This is a genomic window from Caulobacter sp. NIBR1757 (genome assembly GCF_027912495.1).
Classification (GTDB): Bacteria; Pseudomonadota; Alphaproteobacteria; order Caulobacterales; family Caulobacteraceae; genus Caulobacter.
On record NZ_CP115463.1, the window covers coordinates 671,717 to 686,658 of the forward strand.

18 protein-coding genes are annotated in these 14,942 nt (G+C 69.4%); 9 read left to right on the forward strand and 9 right to left on the reverse strand.

The features are described from left to right. The first annotated feature begins 191 nt into the window (after positions 1–191). Positions 192–575, forward strand: coding sequence for a transposase (locus O5I81_RS03145; RefSeq protein ID WP_271067489.1), 384 nt, complete (start codon positions 192–194; stop codon positions 573–575). On the opposite strand, the gene O5I81_RS03150 is transcribed toward O5I81_RS03145, so the two are convergent. Further along, entirely contained in the window at positions 551–1,177 is a 627-nt protein-coding gene (locus tag O5I81_RS03150) for a hypothetical protein (RefSeq protein WP_271067490.1), read from the reverse strand. The two genes, O5I81_RS03145 and O5I81_RS03150, sit on opposite strands and share 25 nt — an antisense overlap. 79 nt (positions 1,178–1,256) lie before the next feature. Continuing rightward, on the reverse strand, positions 1,257–2,147 hold the full coding sequence (locus tag O5I81_RS03155) for a LysR family transcriptional regulator (RefSeq protein ID WP_271067491.1): 891 nt from the start codon (positions 2,145–2,147) through the stop codon (positions 1,257–1,259). A gap of 105 nt (positions 2,148–2,252) precedes the next feature. Here O5I81_RS03155 and O5I81_RS03160 point away from each other — a divergent pair, with 105 nt between their 5' ends. Next, positions 2,253–3,236: a helix-turn-helix domain-containing protein gene (locus O5I81_RS03160; protein ID WP_271067492.1), complete on the forward strand. Its 984-nt coding sequence runs from the start codon at positions 2,253–2,255 to the stop codon at positions 3,234–3,236. On the opposite strand, the gene O5I81_RS03165 is transcribed toward O5I81_RS03160, so the two are convergent. Continuing rightward, complete coding sequence (locus tag O5I81_RS03165) at positions 3,237–4,055, reverse strand: dienelactone hydrolase family protein (protein ID WP_271067493.1); 819 nt, start codon at positions 4,053–4,055, stop codon at positions 3,237–3,239. Between the two features lie 195 nt (positions 4,056–4,250). On the opposite strand from O5I81_RS03165, the gene O5I81_RS03170 reads away from it, so the two are divergent. The 3 genes from O5I81_RS03170 to O5I81_RS03180 all read left to right on the forward strand — a co-directional run bounded on the left by O5I81_RS03170 (position 4,251) and on the right by O5I81_RS03180 (position 6,176). Further along, positions 4,251–5,114: a PhzF family phenazine biosynthesis protein gene (locus O5I81_RS03170; protein ID WP_271069095.1), complete on the forward strand. Its 864-nt coding sequence runs from the start codon at positions 4,251–4,253 to the stop codon at positions 5,112–5,114. A gap of 7 nt (positions 5,115–5,121) precedes the next feature. Continuing rightward, positions 5,122–5,493: a cupin domain-containing protein gene (locus tag O5I81_RS03175; RefSeq protein WP_271067494.1), complete on the forward strand. Its 372-nt coding sequence runs from the start codon at positions 5,122–5,124 to the stop codon at positions 5,491–5,493. Positions 5,494–5,573: 80 nt separating this feature from the next. Then, entirely contained in the window at positions 5,574–6,176 is a 603-nt protein-coding gene (locus O5I81_RS03180; protein ID WP_271067495.1) for a TetR/AcrR family transcriptional regulator, read from the forward strand. A 4-nt stretch (positions 6,177–6,180) separates the two neighbouring features. Here the strand turns inward: O5I81_RS03180 and O5I81_RS03185 are convergent, their stop codons facing one another. Beyond that, the gene (locus tag O5I81_RS03185; RefSeq protein WP_271067496.1) at positions 6,181–6,636 is read right to left on the reverse strand and encodes a nuclear transport factor 2 family protein; all 456 of its coding nucleotides are present in this window, start codon (positions 6,634–6,636) and stop codon (positions 6,181–6,183) included. Continuing rightward, the gene (locus tag O5I81_RS03190) at positions 6,633–7,562 is read right to left on the reverse strand and encodes an alpha/beta hydrolase (protein ID WP_271067497.1); all 930 of its coding nucleotides are present in this window, start codon (positions 7,560–7,562) and stop codon (positions 6,633–6,635) included. Before O5I81_RS03190 ends, O5I81_RS03185 begins: the two co-directional genes overlap by 4 nt. Before the next feature lie 197 nt (positions 7,563–7,759). On the opposite strand from O5I81_RS03190, the gene O5I81_RS03195 reads away from it, so the two are divergent. The 3 genes from O5I81_RS03195 to O5I81_RS03205 are packed head-to-tail and all read left to right on the forward strand — an operon-like array spanning position 7,760 to position 9,309. Then, positions 7,760–8,233, forward strand: a complete 474-nt coding sequence (locus O5I81_RS03195) for a hypothetical protein (protein WP_271067498.1) — start codon at positions 7,760–7,762, stop codon at positions 8,231–8,233. Beyond that, positions 8,230–8,511, forward strand: a complete 282-nt coding sequence (locus tag O5I81_RS03200) for an antibiotic biosynthesis monooxygenase (RefSeq protein WP_271067499.1) — start codon at positions 8,230–8,232, stop codon at positions 8,509–8,511. Before O5I81_RS03195 ends, O5I81_RS03200 begins: the two co-directional genes overlap by 4 nt. A gap of 33 nt (positions 8,512–8,544) precedes the next feature. Continuing rightward, positions 8,545–9,309, forward strand: coding sequence for a sulfite exporter TauE/SafE family protein (locus O5I81_RS03205; protein WP_271067500.1), 765 nt, complete (start codon positions 8,545–8,547; stop codon positions 9,307–9,309). Between the two features lie 30 nt (positions 9,310–9,339). Here the strand turns inward: O5I81_RS03205 and O5I81_RS03210 are convergent, their stop codons facing one another. Together O5I81_RS03210 and O5I81_RS03215 are read right to left on the reverse strand one after the other, a co-directional pair. Next, the gene (locus O5I81_RS03210) at positions 9,340–10,374 is read right to left on the reverse strand and encodes an alcohol dehydrogenase catalytic domain-containing protein (protein ID WP_271067501.1); all 1,035 of its coding nucleotides are present in this window, start codon (positions 10,372–10,374) and stop codon (positions 9,340–9,342) included. A 22-nt stretch (positions 10,375–10,396) separates the two neighbouring features. Beyond that, the gene (locus tag O5I81_RS03215) at positions 10,397–10,855 is read right to left on the reverse strand and encodes a hypothetical protein (protein ID WP_271067502.1); all 459 of its coding nucleotides are present in this window, start codon (positions 10,853–10,855) and stop codon (positions 10,397–10,399) included. Positions 10,856–11,094: 239 nt separating this feature from the next. On the opposite strand from O5I81_RS03215, the gene O5I81_RS03220 reads away from it, so the two are divergent. Next, positions 11,095–13,620, forward strand: coding sequence for a calcium-binding protein (locus O5I81_RS03220; RefSeq protein ID WP_271067503.1), 2,526 nt, complete (start codon positions 11,095–11,097; stop codon positions 13,618–13,620). Positions 13,621–13,628: 8 nt separating this feature from the next. On the opposite strand, the gene O5I81_RS03225 is transcribed toward O5I81_RS03220, so the two are convergent. Continuing rightward, positions 13,629–13,988: a nuclear transport factor 2 family protein gene (locus O5I81_RS03225; RefSeq protein ID WP_271067504.1), complete on the reverse strand. Its 360-nt coding sequence runs from the start codon at positions 13,986–13,988 to the stop codon at positions 13,629–13,631. 18 nt (positions 13,989–14,006) lie between these two features. Next, positions 14,007–14,912, reverse strand: a complete 906-nt coding sequence (locus O5I81_RS03230; protein WP_271067505.1) for an NmrA family NAD(P)-binding protein — start codon at positions 14,910–14,912, stop codon at positions 14,007–14,009. Between the last annotated feature and the right edge of the window lie 30 nt (positions 14,913–14,942).

Here is a 14,942-nt window from a genome sequence, read left to right on the forward strand (position 1 = left end):
CATTCATCCGCGACTGGCCGGCGGCGGCACCAATCCTATTGACATCAGCCGTGTAGCACGGAAGCGGCAGGATTGCTCACGGCGCATTGCCGAGGGGAAAACCCAGCGACACTATACTGATTTTGACACCCGCCGCCCCTTCCGGCCGCCTCTCGGAATGGCCAGACTATCCCCGCGTTGTCGTCCCGGGCGTGCCGCATCACGTCACCCAGCGCGGCAATCGGCGGCTGCCGACCTTCTTTGGCGATGACGATTACCGGGCCTATCGCGAGCTGCTGGCGGAGGGCTGCAAGGCGGCCAGGGTTGATATCCTGGCCTACTGCCTGATGCCCAATCATGTGCATCTGGTGCTGACGCCGACGTCAGAGGATGGTTTGCGCGCCGCCCTGGCCGATGCACACCGCCGCTATTCCCGCAGGATCAACCTTCGCGAGGGCTGGACCGGCTATCTGTGGCAGGGGCGCTTTGCCTCGGCGCCGATGGACGAGCGGCATCTGCCGGCCGCCTGTCGCTACGTCGAGCTCGGGGAGACTTCGCGCCGCCGGCCGGCTCAGAGGCGCCGGTCTATCAGATAAGGCGTGGCCAGCGCCGAAGGGCGCGCGCCAAAGGCCTCGCTGAAGGCGGCGAGGTTGTCGTGGCCGTCGAGCGGGACGGTCGGCCGGAAGCGCAGATGCTCCCACTGACAGTAGAGGGCGATCTCGAACAGGCTGAGCGGGTCGGCCGGTCGGTCGGCCAGCAACGCCGGCAGGCGGGCGTTCAGCCAGGCCATCGTGCCGTCAAGGCCGCGCTCCGCCTTGACGATATAGGGGTGGTCGGCGGGCACGCCGGTGATGGCGATGCCGAAGACCAGCTGCACCTGGGCCAGCATGGCGTGGGAGAGCAGCTCCCAGGCGTTCTGCAGGGCCGGGTCCATGGCCTCGGGCCAGAGGATGCGGACCTCTCCGGGGGCGGCCTCGACGATCCGGCGGCAGATGGTCAGGGCGCCGAAGGTGCGCTCCTCGCCGCGCACGAGGACCGGGAACTTCAGGCCAGGGTGACCGCCATAGTCGGCGGGGTCGAGCCCCTGGATGTCGCCGATCACCTGGAAGTCGAGATCGACCCCCGCCTCGAAGGCCACCATGCGGACCAGGCGGGTGAAGTGCGAACCGTTGCGGCCGAAGAGTTGCGGGCGGGTCATGGCGGGTCTCGGAGACGGATGGGGCGCCACAGAATCCGCCACGGTCGCGTGGCAGGTGGAGTGGCGGATTCGACAGGTTTCAGGCGGGATGCGACAGGCGGGTCATGGCCTGCTCTGCGGCGACCTGGCCGAGCAGCCAGGTGCGGAAGTTCTGCAGGCGCGGATCACGGGCGCCCCGGGGCGGATAGACCAGCCAGAAGCCGCCACGCTCGCTGAACGTCTCGGCCTCATCGAAGCGCCGCAGCCGGCCGGTCAGCACGTCCCGCTCGGCGAAGCGGTCTCCGGCGAAGCAGAGGCCGGCGCCGTCAAGGGCGGCCTTCAGCGCCAGCGAAACCGTCTCGACCAGCACGATTGGGGCGGTGGCGGCGACCGGGGGCCTGGGGCCCGCACACCAGTCGCGCCACTCCTGCTGGCGCAGGCGGGAGACGAAGATGGGGGCGGTGTCGAGGGCCAGGCTGGGCGGGCCGTAGACGCCCATCCGCTCGTCGAACAGGTGATCACTGGTGACGCCGGGCCAGACGCCCTTGCCGATGCGCACGGCGGCGTCGAGGTTGTCGGTGTCGAAGGAGACGACCTGCTGCGAGGCCTCGATCTCCAGCTCGAACCCGCGACGGGCCAGGGGATAGCTGCTGAGGCGGGGCAGCAGCCACCAGTGGGCGAACAGCTCCAGGACGCTGATCCGAAGAGGGCCGTGGGCGCGGCGGCCGTGGTGCTCGTCGAGGGCCGCCTCGATCAGGCCGAACCCCTGCACCAGCTTGGGCAGCAGGGCGGCGCCGTCGTCGGTGAGCTTCACGCCCCGGCCGTCGCGGACGAACAGGGCGACGCCGAGCATGGCCTCCAGCTGGCGCACCTGGTGGCTGACGGCCGAGGCGCTGACGTTCAGCTCAAGCGCCGCCTGCTTGACGCTCTGGTGACGGGCGGCGGCCTCGAAGGCGCGCAGGGCGTTCAGGGGGATGGATGGACGCGCCATGAGTGGACAATAGCTGAGTTTTTCTCAACCGCCACTGCGGGATACGCGTTCGACGCCGGCCCCCGCGCGCGCGACGGTGCGGCTCCGTATCGTTTCAAAAGCGTCGTGCCCGCCGTGATCAACGTCGATGTCCTTGTCCTGGCCGGCGCCGCGCCTTCCAGCCTGTCCCTGACCCTCGACCTGCTGGAGACCGCCAACCGGCTGAAACAACAGGACGGCGGGGCGGCGGCGTTCAATGTCGCGCTCAGCGGGTCGGGGGCCGGGGCGGCCCGGGACTTTCTGGGGGTGGACTACCCGCGCAATCACGGCGCGGCGCCGGACCTGGTGATCATGCCCAGCCTGCGTGAGGCCGGGCGAGGGATCAGCGCGGAACGATTCTTTGAGGACGACGCCCTGATCGCCCGGCAAAGGCTGATGCGGGCGGCGGCGGCGGGCGCCCAGATCGCCACCTCCTGCAGCGGTGTCTTCCTGCTGGCCTCGACGGGTCTGCTGGATGGCCGCAAGGCGACGACCTCCTGGTGGCTGTCGACGGTGTTCGCGCGCAGCTTTCCGGCGGTGCGCCTGCAGCGGAACGCCAGCGTCGTCATCGACGGGGCCATGGCCACGGCCGGCGCGCCGTTGGCCCAGCTGGACCTCATGCTGTCGCTGATCTCGCGCCACGCCGGCGGGGCGCTGGCCGAGCGCTGCTCGCGGCATCTGCTGATGACCGAACACGCCTCCCCCGCCCGCCTGATGGCCTCGTCCTTCCTGGCGACGTCGGACGAGCGGGTGGCGGCGGCCGAGCGCTGGGCGATGGAGCGGCTGGCGGAGACCTTCGCGGTCGATGACCTGGCCGGGGCCGCCGGCCTGACCTCGCGCACCTTCGCCCGCCGCCTGCACCGCGCCACCGGCCTGTCGCCGGTGCGCTTCCTGCAGCAGCTGCGGGTGCGGCGGGCGCTGGACCTGTTGCGGACCACCCGCCTGCCCTTCGACGAAATCGCCCGGCGGGTCGGCTATGCCGAACCTTCCACCCTGCGCCGGCTGTTCCGGCGCGAAGGGGCGGCCGGCGCGCGCGAGATCCGCGGCGCCGCCCTCACCGCGCAGGTCTGATCAGCCTCCCAGTCGCTGGGTGAAGAAGCCGAGGATTTCGTCGCGCGCGGCCAGGGTCGGTTGGCCGGCCTCGTCGATCAGATGCACGGTGACGACGCTGTGCGGGGTGGTGACGAACTTCTCGAAGAAGGGCGGTTTGGGTCCGGTATTGGCGGCGGCGTCGGGCAGCACCCGGCCGACGAAGCGATCGCCGAGGGCGGCGGCGTAGGCGGCGAAACGCTCGGCCCGGCAGTAGGAGTCGCCGGCGAAGCGATAGGCCATGACCGTCAGATCCTCGGCCTCGAGCCGCTTCGAGATTGTCGCCAGGTCGCCCGCCGAAATCTCCAGGCCGCCCGGATCGTCCAGCGGCAGGGAGGGTTGCGACACCACCGGGGCCAGGACCGAGGGCTCCAGCATCATGGTCAGGGCGAAGTTGCCGGTGAAGCACATGCCGATGGCGCCGACGCCGGGACCGCCACACTCCTCATGCGCCAGCCGGGCCAGGGCCCGCAGCCAGACGGTCACCGGGCTGGAGGCGCCGGCCCCGAAGGCGCGGAACTCGGCGCTGACGCAGGCGTGGCGGAAGACGCCGGCCGCCTCGTCCTCGCCGGGGACGGCGCCGTCCTTGCCGAACAGCGAGGGCATGTAGACGGTGAAGCCGGCGTCGCGGACCCAGCGGGCGAAGCGGGCCACGTGCGGGCTGATGCCCGGCATCTCGGTCATGACGATCACCGCCGGCCCCTTGCCGGCCGTGTGAACGACCTTGGTCGCGCCCTCCAGGGTGATCTGGCGAGGGTCGAAGTCGGTCAGCAGATCGGGTTCGAGAAGGATGTCGGTCATGTCGAGGGGCTCCGGATTGTCGCCCGACCCTGCCGCCCCGTGGGCGCGCCGGCCAAGCGCGGGACCGGACAACGATCGGGCCGTTCAGGCCAATCGGGCCGCCTGTCCGGACCGGCGCGAAGCTTGTCTAGATCGCCTCTTCCGCCCGGGCGGCCGGCGGCGATGCTGGCGATCACCTCAATGCAAGGACCCGACATGCGCCAGTGGTTCATCGACGCCTTCGCCTCAGGCCCCTTCCGGGGCAATCCGGCGGCCGTGCTCGAGCCCTTCGCCGCCTGGCCGACGGACAGCTGGATGCAGAGCCTGGCGGCCGAGAACAACATCGGCGCCACCGCCTTCCTGCTGCGCACGCCGGACCCGGCGGGCTTTGGCCTGCGCTGGTTCACCCCGGCCACCGAGGTTCCCCTATGCGGACACGCCACCCTGGCGGCGGCCCATATGCTGTTCGACGAGCTGGGCCATGAGGCCGCGCGCCTGCGGTTCGAGACGCAGGCCGGGGCGCTGGAGGTGCGGCGGGAGGCTGGCGGCTACGAGATGGCGCTGCCCGCCGTGACGCCACGGCGGATCGAGACCCCGCCCGGACTGGCGCGGGCCCTGGGGGCCGAGCCGGTGGCGGTATGGATCGGCAACTACCTGGTCGCCCTGCTGGACTCCGCCGAGACGGTGCGGAGGCTGACGCCCGACATCGCCCGGCTGGAAGAGATTTCGCGCGGGCTTGGCGGGCTGGGCAATGTCGGGGTCGCCGCCCTGACCCGCGGGGACGGCGAACCCGATGTCGTCGACCGCTTCTTCGCCCCGGGGTTCGGCATCCCGGAGGATCCGGCGACGGGCTCGCTGCACTGCCTGCTGATGCCGATCCTGGCTGAGCAGCTGGGGGTCGAGACCCTGACCTTCCACCAGGCCTTTCCCGGACGCGGCGCCGACCTCACCGCCCGCATGAGCGGCGCCAGCGTGCTGATCACCGGCCAGGCGGTGACCATGGCCGAGGCCGTGCTGCGACACGGCGGTCCGCTGCCCGGCTTCCGCATCGTCCCGCCCTCAAGCCTGCTGAACTGGTAGCCAAGCCATGCTGTCCCTGCTCCTGCGAGATCCCGTTCCCGAGCTGAAAGCCTGGGGAACGCCTGAGAACCTGAGGGGCGAGACCCTGGAGGGCGATGTGCGCCTCTTCGGCCTGCCGATCATGGGCGACGGCCGCTCGGTCCTGTCGGCCGGCTGGTTCGCCGCCACCCGGGGCCGCTACCGGCTGGTCTATCCGTTTCATGAGCATGCGACCCTGGTCGAGGGCGAGCTGGCCCTGACCAATGAGGCCACGGGCCAGACGGTGCTGTACTCGGCCGGCGACAGCTGGGTGATCGCCAAGGGCGAGCCGGTGATCTGGGACGTGCGCAGCCCCCGCGCGGTCAAGCACTACATGGTCTCGTTCCACGACCTGGACTAGCCGCCGGGCCGCTCGACATTCCCCCAGCCCCGCAATTGGATGCTAGGTTCGGCGCCAGATTGGAAGGAGCGTGAAGCGGGATGGAGGGATCGGCGCGCAAGCGGGTTCGACGCAGCGTCGAGGCGTCCCGGCAGACCATCCTGGAGGCCGCCGAGCGGGCCCTGATCGCGGAGGGGCCCCACGGGGTGAAGGTCCAGACGATCGCGCGCGCGCTGGGTCTGACCGATGCGGCCATCCACTATCATTTCGGCAACCGGGAGGGCCTGCTGGAGGCGCTGCTGCGGTTTTCCGGCCGCAGGTTCGTCGACGACCTGGCCGCCGCCATGGCGGCGATGGACCCGGCGGCCTTCGATCCCGCCACGGCGGCCCGCATGCTGTCCGACCTCTACGACCGCCGGGGGACCGCCAAGCTGATCATGTGGCTGAGCCTTTCGGGGTGGTCGCCGAGCGGGGCCGGGATGCTCGAGCCCCTGGCGCTGGGCGTCCATGACTGGCGATCGAGCCAGGCCCGTCAGCGGGAGCTGCCCGCTCCCGACCTGGACGACAGCCGCCGGCTGATCGCGCTGTTGAGCGCCCTGACCTTCACCCAGGCGCTGACCGGCGAGGCCCTGCCGAGCAGCGTCGGCCTGACGGACCTGTCTTCCGACGACCTGCTGGCCTGGGCGACGTCGCGTCTGGCCTGATGGGTCAGGGTTCTTCCGCCAGATAGCGGGGGTCCAGCCCCTGGCCCCAGTCCGCCATCCAGCGCTCGAAGCTCGCCGCACATTGGGGGTCGTAGATGTCGAGGATTCGCTCGATCCGGTCGCCGCGATAGGTGGCGATCTCCCACAGGGTCGCCGTCGTCGCGGGCGCGCCGTCCCGCTCGAACCGCATGCCGCTGTGGACCAGGACATTGGCGCCTTCCTGCCGGATCATCGAATCGATGCCGACGGTGCGGATGCAGAGCTTGTCGAACCGCTCGACCGAGTAGCGCAGCGCCGCGAGCATCCGGTCGCGGCCATGGATCACGCAATGGAAGGGCATGTTCATCACCTCGTAGATGATGTCCTCGTGGAAGTAGTCACCGAGCGGCGCCCAGTCGCCGCTGTCGTAGGCGGTCTCGAACACGCCGCGCTGCTCGGCATATTTCTGGATCAGGTTCATTCGCCGTCCCTTTTCGTCTGCGTGAGAAATCCGGCGGCCGCGCTCGCGGCCAGAACATCCTTCAGCGCCAGGGCCAGGGCGGCCGGCTGGTCTTCCTGAACGTTGTGTCCCGCGCCTGGGATGACGACCCACCGCCCGGCCGGAAAGCCGGCGGCGAAGGCTTCCAGCCCGGCCTGGGTCAGCACGCGGCTGCGCCCGCCCTTCACGACGAGGACGGGGCATTCGACCAGAGGAGCCAGATCGGTGAGCTGGGCGAGGCGCGCCAGAATGTGGGGGAAATCGACGGGGACGCGGCGGTCCGCCTTCCAGCCAAACCCCTCGGCGCCGGGCTTCAGCAGCGCTTGATAGCGGTAGAGCATCAGATCAGGATCCGTCGCCGGGCTGACCGCCAGCGCCTGACGCACCAGGTCTTCCACGCGCGCCACCGGTCTGGCCGCCTCGATAAAGGCGCGCATACGGGCGCTGGCCTCGAAGTTCACGGCGTTTGCGACGTCGATGAAGGTCAGGCTTTGCAGCCGGGAGCCGAGCGCGAGGGCGGCATGGCCGGCGACACAGCCGCCCAGTGACATGCCCACCAGATGCACCGTCGTCAGTCCCAGATGATTCGCCAGTTGCAGGACATCGCCCGCCGACCGCTCCACCGAATAGTCGTCGGCCCATTCGCTCTCGCCATGACCGCGCAGGTCAAGGGCCACACAGCGGACGGCGCCCCCCAGCGCGAGGGCCAGCAGGTCGAAGGTGTGGGCCGACAGGGCGCCGCCGTGCAGCAGCACCAGGGTCTCAGACCCGCCCGGCCAGTCCAGGTAATGCAGCCGAACGCCGTCCGAAGCGCGCAGCCAGCCGGATCGTGGCAACCGCTCGGGCTTGAACGGAATGGCGCGGGCCAAGGCCAGCTTTTCCAGCAGCGCGACAGAGGGAACAGCCACAGCCGTATATCTCCAGGATCGAGCCTTACTTAGATATGTCAAAGTAGATTCGCAAGGCGGTCTTGCGGCGCTCGGAGGCGTGTCCAGGCCACCTGGTCCGCTGGCGAAAACGCCGCGAAACATTTCGCATCCGACCCTGTTCGCCGGGAGGAGTCCGCCTAGTGTTCCGGTCCCGCCGCGATCACGGAAAGGGCGACGTGCCCGACATCTTCCTCCACGTACCGGCCGGCGTTTTCGACGCGCAGGCCCGGGCGAAAATGGCCCGGGCGGTGTGCGCCGCCACGGACCTCATCGACCGGCCGGCGGACGGACGTCAGGGGGCGGCCTGGGTCGTCGTGGATGAGATCGATGGCGATCATTTCCTGGGTGAAGGCCTGGACCGGGGCGGCGAGACGATCACGATCTCGATCCATGTCTTTCACCTGTTCGGGCCGGCGGACGAGGTGGCGCGGGCCGACCTTGCGGAGCTGTTTCACGACCTCTGCAGCGAGGCCCGGCCCGCCGGGGAGCCGAGACCCATTGCCATCTCCATGACGGTGACGGATGTGACGACAGGTTGGTGGGGTCATGACCGACGGCCCCCGCGGCCGACCCTTGATGGCGCCAGCCTCACGCCCCGACGGATATCCCCACCCCGCCCCCTGCCACGCCTTGAGACGGAACACCCATGACCTTCGTGCTGATCGTCCATCAGGTCGATGACTACCCGGCCTGGAAGGCCGTCTTCGACAACGCCGCCGACATCCGCAAGGCGGCCGGCGAAATCAGCTTTCAGGTGCTGACCGCCGACACCGATCCCAACCAGGTGATCCACTTCTCGCGCTGGCGGAGCCTGGCCGGAGCCCGGGCCTTCTTCGAGTCCGACGAACTGGTCGAGATCCGCCGCAAGGCGGGCGTACACGCCCCGATCTTCACCTATCTGGAAGAGCGCGACCATGGCGTGCTCTAGGCGTCCCCAGGCTGACATCGCCGGAGCCGCCGCTTGCCGTCGATAGAGAGCGCCGGCCTGTTGCTGGCGGCGGGGCTGCTGGCCGGGGTCATGAACGCGGTGGCGGGCGGAGGCACCTTTGTCGCCCTGCCGGCGTTGGCCTTCATGGGGCTGCCGCCGACGGTGGCCAATGCGTCCAGCACCGTCGCCCTGTTTCCGGGCACGCTGGCCAGCGCCTGGAGCTATCGGAAGGACATCCGCCCGTTCGGCCCGGTCCCGACCGCCAGCCTGCTGTGGTGTAGCCTGCTGGGCGGGCTGGTCGGGGCGGTTCTGCTGCTGCTGACGCCGGAGCGCGCTTTCAGCGCCGTCATCCCCTGGCTGCTGCTGCTGGCCACGGCCACCCTGGCGGCCGGTCCGCGGCTGTCCGGCTGGATCAGGACGCGGGGACTTCATGCCGGCCCGCGCTTCGTGCTGGCCGCCCAGCTCGTCCTGGGGATCTACGGCGGCTACTTCGGCGGCGCGGTCGGCCTGATGATGCTGGCCGCCTGGAGCCTGACCTCCACCGCCGATCTGCGGGCCCTGAACCCGATCCGGACCCTGATGGTGGCGGCCGCCAACGGCATGGCCGTGGTCTGTTTTGTCGTGACCGCGAACGTTCGCTGGCCAGAAACCCTGCTGGTCATGATCGGCGGCATAGCCGGCGGCTATCTGGGCGCCCAGCTTGGCCGGCGCCTGCCGCTGGTGCTGCTGCGCGGCGTCATCCTGACCATCGCAGTGGTGACCACGGCGCTCTACTTCGCCCAGGCCTATCTCAGATAAGGCCGTCACCCCCGCCGTCCGGATCGGCGATCAGAGGGCTTCCGGACGCGCCAGGATCAGCTTGGTAGGCGGCTGGGCCAGCCGGTCGATGGCCTCGTTCCAGGGGGCGATGGTGTGGATGGGGTCGAGCATGCCGGGGGCGGCCGCCAGCAGCTCAAGAACCCTGGCCATATGGGCCTGGGGGTTGTTCCAGCCGATGGTGAAGCGCACGCCCCGGTCATACATGGCGCCCAGCGGCACGGGAGCGTCGCCCAGGTAGACGCCGCAGCTGGCGCAGCGGCCATAGGGCGCGGTCGACCGGAGCGCCGCGCCGAGCCAGGCCCCGGTGGGATCGCCGCTGGCGTCGACCGTGACCGGATAGCAGCCCATCCGCCGTGGCGCGGCGGCGCTTTCGATCGGCCGGGCGCCCAGGGCCTCGGCGATGGCCAGGCGGGATGGATCGCTGTCCAGATAGTCGACCTGTTCCGACCCCAGGGCCACGGCCATGGCGGCGGCGTAGAGGGCGACCGAGGGCGTTCCGCCCCCGCCGGCGACGACCAGCACGGGCGCGCCGGGTTGCTCGTCCAGCCCCTCGGCCACACAGCGAAAGCCGTCGGACAGGTTGTCGCCGACGCTGGCCGCTGCCGCCGGCGACACATTGGCCGGCAGGAGGGCCATCATGGTGCTGGCGAACGGCACCCGGATCAGATCGCAGAGGGCCCCGCCCCAGTCGCCGTAGATGCCAAAGCCGAAGGCGGCCTTGGCGTTGACGGTCGTGCAGGCGGTCGGCAGGCCTCGCCGGCAGGCGGCGCAGGTTCCGCAGGCGATCAGGAAGGCGACCACCACCCGGTCGCCGACGCCAAAGCCGGTGACCTCGTCCCCCAGGCTGACGATTTCCGCCACGAACTCATGCCCGAAGCAGAAGGGGGCGCGGACCGGCAGCCGGCCGCGCATGTAGAGGACGTCGGCGTCGCAGATCGACACCGCCAGCGGGCGCACGATGGCGTCTGTGGCGGACAGCAGGCGCGGCGCCGGCGCCTCGCGCCAGTCGAACGTGGTCGGCCCGACGGCCATCAGCTGTTGCATGGGATCACGCCTCCCGGGCGGGTCAGTGGCCCTGCAATTGGGCAATGTCGTGCAGCAGATCCTCCGCGGGACGCTTGCAGACCCGCAGGGGAACGAACAGCTGCCGGCCGTTCGTCAGGGTCATGACCAGGTAGGACAGCTTGCCAAAGCCTCGCCTGCGGGACTCGACCGTGGCCTCGGCGATATCGGCGACGTTCGTCCGCGAAAACAGCCCGCTCAGATAGACGAGGCGATCATCGTCCAGCCACAGCACGCCCTTGCCGTGGAACAGCGCCAGGAAAAGAAACCCCTGCTCGACGAGGCCCCGCACCGTGAAGGCGGCCGCCGCCAGCAGCAGGATCATCCAGAGTTCCGCCCCCCTGCCCTGCACGACATCGAGGGTCACGACCCCGGCCAGGGCCAGCAGGATGGCAAGATACAGCAGGGACATCGCCAGGATGGGCCATGTCCGCGCCGGCGAAATCTCAGCGATCGTTCTCATGTCGTCATCCGTGGGCGCCGTTCGGGGGAGATCCGAGGCTGCAGGACTGACGAGAATCTCCGCCCGCGCCAGCCTGCGCGAGGGGCGTGTTGGTCAATGATCAGACCGAATTCGCCAAAGGCGGTGACGACGCCCCGGCGTCCGGTTTGGCCCCCTGAACTGTCCGGTTCGACCCTTGCGGGCGATGGGGGCCGGCGGCTGCAATGGCGGGCCAGCCAACCCTGTCCCGGACACCATCCATGCCCCTCGCCGCCGTCATCAATGTCTCCGCCCTCAACGGAGCCGATGGCTTCCAGATCAGCGGCGCGGCCGTGGACGATTATACCGGCAGGCTGGTGGCGGCGATCGGCGACATCAACGCCGACGGCATCGTCGACTTCATGGTCAGCGCCGCGGGCCTGGACGGCAACGTGGCCAACTCGGGCGGCGCCTATGTGATCTTCGGCCGGACGAGCGGCTTTCCGGCCGACCTCAACGTTTCGACGCTGAACGGGACCAACGGCTTCCGGATTTCGGGCGAGGTCCTGACCTACGCCAGCGCAGGCGCGACCGGTAACGCGATCTCGGCGGCGGGCGACATCAACGGCGACGGCATCGCCGACCTGATCATCGGCACCCCGGTGGCGTCCTCCAACGATTTCCAATCGGGAGCAGCCTGGGTCCTGTTCGGCCGCAATACGGCTGTCGCGGGGGGCTTCGCCAGCACGGTGGACCTGACCACCCTGAACGGCGCCGATGGCTTCCAGATCAACGGCGTCGGGGCGCAGACCGGCGGAGGCTCAACCGTCAGCGCGGCCGGCGACGTGAACGGCGATGGTTTCGACGACCTGCTGTTCACCGCCTACCGCACGGCCACGAACGGGGCGCTGTCGGGCACGACCTATGTGGTGTTTGGCCGCGACACAGCCGTGTCGGGGACGTTCGCGGCCAACCTGGAGCTCAGCAGCCTGAACGGCACCAACGGCTTCCGCATCCAGGGCGCGGCGGCCGGCGAATACTCCGGCTTCGCCGCCAGCGCGGCGGGCGATATCAACCACGACGGCATCGACGACCTGCTGATCGGAGCCCTCAGCTCGGACGTCGCCGGCGACAACACCGGCGCCGCCTATGTCGTCTACGGCAAGAACACGGCCGTCTCGGGCGCCTTCGCCGCCGATGTGCAGCTGAGCGGCCTCAATGGCGCCAACGGCTTCCGCATGACCGGCGTCAATGCGCAGGACGCGGCCGGCGTCAGCGTGGCTGCCGCCGGCGACATCAACGGTGACGGCATCGACGACCTCGTCATCGGCGCCCATGCCAGCGACAACGGCGGCGACTACTCCGGATCGACCTATGTGGTGTTCGGCCGCAATACCGCCGTTTCAGGCGCCTTCGCCGCCAGCTTCAGCCTGTCGTCCCTGAACGGCGCCAACGGCTTCCGCCTGGACGGCCTCGAACGGGACTACAGCGGCCGGTCGGTTTCGGCGGCCGGCGACGTCAATGGCGACGGCATCGACGACCTGCTGATCGGCGCCTATCGCTCGGATGCGACAGCGGCTTATGCCGGCGGGGCCTACCTGCTGTTCGGCCGGACCACCGGCTTCGCCGCCGCCATCAGCCTGGGCAGCCTGGATGGGACCACGGGAGTGCAGATTAACGGGGAGTTCGGGGGCGACAATTTCGGCATCGATGTCTCGGCCGGCGACGTCAACGGCGATGGCCTGAGCGACCTGATCATCGGCGCCGGTTACGCAGACCCCAATGGCGCCAACTCCGGCGCCGCCTACGTTATCTTCGGCCAGCAGGGCGCCTTCGTCGGCACGCCAGCCGACCAGACCTACAGCGGCGGAGCCGGAGCGGACTCTCTGGCGGGCCTTGGCGGCAAGGATACGCTGAGCGGCCTGGGCGGTGACGACATCCTCGACGGCGGGGCCGACAACGACGTCCTCTACGGCGGCGACGGGGCGGACGACCTGATCGGCGGGGCCGGCAGCGACATCCTGAACGGCGACGACGGCAACGATGAGCTGAACGGCGGCGACGGCTCCGACAAGCTGTTCGGCGGCATCGGGACCGATCTGCTGATCGGCGGCCTCGGCAACGACCGCATGGACGGCGGCGCCGGCGTCGATACCCTGAACGGCAACGACGGCAACGATTACCTGGACGGCGGCCTGGGCGCCGACGTCCTGCGTGGCGGCCTGCTGAACGACGTCTACATCGTCGATGACGCGGGCGATCAGACGATCGAACTGATGGGCGAAGGCTATGACATCGTCCGCACCGGCCTGGCCTGGACCCTGGGGGACAATCTCGAGGGGCTGGAGCTGCAGGGCGCGGGCAATGTCGCCGGAACCGGCAATGGCGGGGCCAACAACCTGCAGGGCAACAGCGGGAACAACCTGCTGTCCGGCCTGGCCGGCGTTGACACGATCAACGGCAATGACGGGGCCGACACCATCGTCGGCGGGGCCGGCAACGATCTGCTGCGCGGCGGGCTGGGGGCCGATACCTTCCGTGTCGCCCACGCCTTCGGCGGCGTGCTGGAGACCGACCAGATCTACGACTTCAGCGACGCCGAGGGCGACATCATGGACTTCTCGGGGGCCTATGCCGGGACCCTGGCCCAGGTGGCGAGCTTCACCCGCCACGCCGGCGAGATGACCCTGACCTTCGCCGGCGGGATCACCACCGTGCGGCTGGACATCGATGGCAACGGGGTCGCCGACTACCAGGTCAAGATCAACGGCGATGTGACGGGCGACTGGAGCGGCTGGCTGCTGTAGCGGCCGCCTCAGGACAGGGCGTAGGTGGCGATCGACAGGGACACCTTGCCCTCAGGCGTGAAGACGAAGGTCTCGGCCGCCTGGCGTCCCGTCTGGTTGGTGTAGAGGATGGTCAGGGCGCCCCGGCCCAGGAGCACCGTCCGCAGCTCGAACCGCAGATCGGGCGCCAGCGCGAGCGCCTGCCGCCAGTAGGCGCCGAGCGCGGCCAGTCCGGTGACCGATGATCGATCTTCGCCCGTGACGCGTGCGATCATCGGCGAATGGAAGACGACGTCGTCGGCGTAGTGAGCCAGGATGGCGTCAAGATCCTGGGCGTTCCAACCCGCGATCCAGTTTTCGGCGAACTTCGTCAGCTCATGCCTATCCATGGCGCCAACTCCCCCTCATCATAGCCCACGACCCAACCGGCCAGCCCGAATGACGTCGAGGATGGACGTCGGCTTTTCGCCCGTGATGCGCTCGAACAGATCGTTCATCGGGATAGGTCGCCGCAAGGCCAGCCCGACAGAGGAAATATGATCCGCCATGGCCGGGTTCAGCCGAGCATCCGTGAGCGACCGCTGCGTGAGAAGGTCGGTCCATTCCCTGCGGGACACGGTCTCATGCCGGATCAACCGACCCAGCTTTTCCGTCAGGGCCTGCGCAATCTCGCCGTGGCTGACCTGCGCTCCACCGCTGGGATAGATGGTGGTCTCGCCCTCGAGACGCTCCGGGTGGAGCAGGGCCGCCACCGCAAGCCTGCCCGCATCATCACCCGTGATCCAGCTCAGCGGGGCGTCGCCGAACGAATTCCGCAGCACACCGCCCTCGGCAAGGTCCTGGCGATGCAGCAACTCGATGTTCTCGGCGAATAGCGCGGCGACCCGGAGATTGATGGTCGCCAGATCAGCCCATTGCAGGACTTCTTCCGCGAGCCAGTGCGCTCGACCAAGCTCGGACGGGCCGTCTGGCCGCGAGACGCCCATCGACATGACGACGACCTGCTTCAGGCCCGCCTCGCGGGCGGCGGAGGCGAAATTGGCCGCTCCATCGACCACGCCCGCCGCGATCGGATAGGTGAAGTAGGCTGCGGTGACGCCAGCAAGGGCCGGCGCCAGGGAACGACGGTCATGAAGATCACCGACGATGGTCTCAATGCCGCGGGCGGCCAGTGCCCGCGCGCGATCATCGTCACGCCGGACAAGCGCGCGAACGTTATGGCCACGCGCCTTCAACTCGGTCGCCACGAAGTGGCCCGTTCCCCCGTGTAGACCTGTCGCGCCCAGCACAAGAAAAGACTGTCCGTCACGCATCGGCTACCTCGTCACACTGTCTGAAGGGTT

Coding starts and splice junctions, on each gene's coding strand:
- O5I81_RS03150 (WP_271067490.1), bottom strand. CDS start 1,177: ATGACCCGCCCGCAACTCTTCGGCCGCAACGGTTCGCACTTCACCCGC.
- O5I81_RS03155 (WP_271067491.1), bottom strand. CDS start 2,147: ATGGCGCGTCCATCCATCCCCCTGAACGCCCTGCGCGCCTTCGAGGCC.
- O5I81_RS03165 (WP_271067493.1), bottom strand. CDS start 4,055: ATGACCGACATCCTTCTCGAACCCGATCTGCTGACCGACTTCGACCCT.
- O5I81_RS03170 (WP_271069095.1), top strand. CDS start 4,251: ATGCGCCAGTGGTTCATCGACGCCTTCGCCTCAGGCCCCTTCCGGGGC.
- O5I81_RS03175 (WP_271067494.1), top strand. CDS start 5,122: ATGCTGTCCCTGCTCCTGCGAGATCCCGTTCCCGAGCTGAAAGCCTGG.
- O5I81_RS03180 (WP_271067495.1), top strand. CDS start 5,574: ATGGAGGGATCGGCGCGCAAGCGGGTTCGACGCAGCGTCGAGGCGTCC.
- O5I81_RS03185 (WP_271067496.1), bottom strand. CDS start 6,636: ATGAACCTGATCCAGAAATATGCCGAGCAGCGCGGCGTGTTCGAGACC.
- O5I81_RS03200 (WP_271067499.1), top strand. CDS start 8,230: ATGACCTTCGTGCTGATCGTCCATCAGGTCGATGACTACCCGGCCTGG.
- O5I81_RS03210 (WP_271067501.1), bottom strand. CDS start 10,374: ATGCAACAGCTGATGGCCGTCGGGCCGACCACGTTCGACTGGCGCGAG.
- O5I81_RS03215 (WP_271067502.1), bottom strand. CDS start 10,855: ATGAGAACGATCGCTGAGATTTCGCCGGCGCGGACATGGCCCATCCTG.
- O5I81_RS03220 (WP_271067503.1), top strand. CDS start 11,095: ATGCCCCTCGCCGCCGTCATCAATGTCTCCGCCCTCAACGGAGCCGAT.
- O5I81_RS03225 (WP_271067504.1), bottom strand. CDS start 13,988: ATGGATAGGCATGAGCTGACGAAGTTCGCCGAAAACTGGATCGCGGGT.
- O5I81_RS03230 (WP_271067505.1), bottom strand. CDS start 14,912: ATGCGTGACGGACAGTCTTTTCTTGTGCTGGGCGCGACAGGTCTACAC.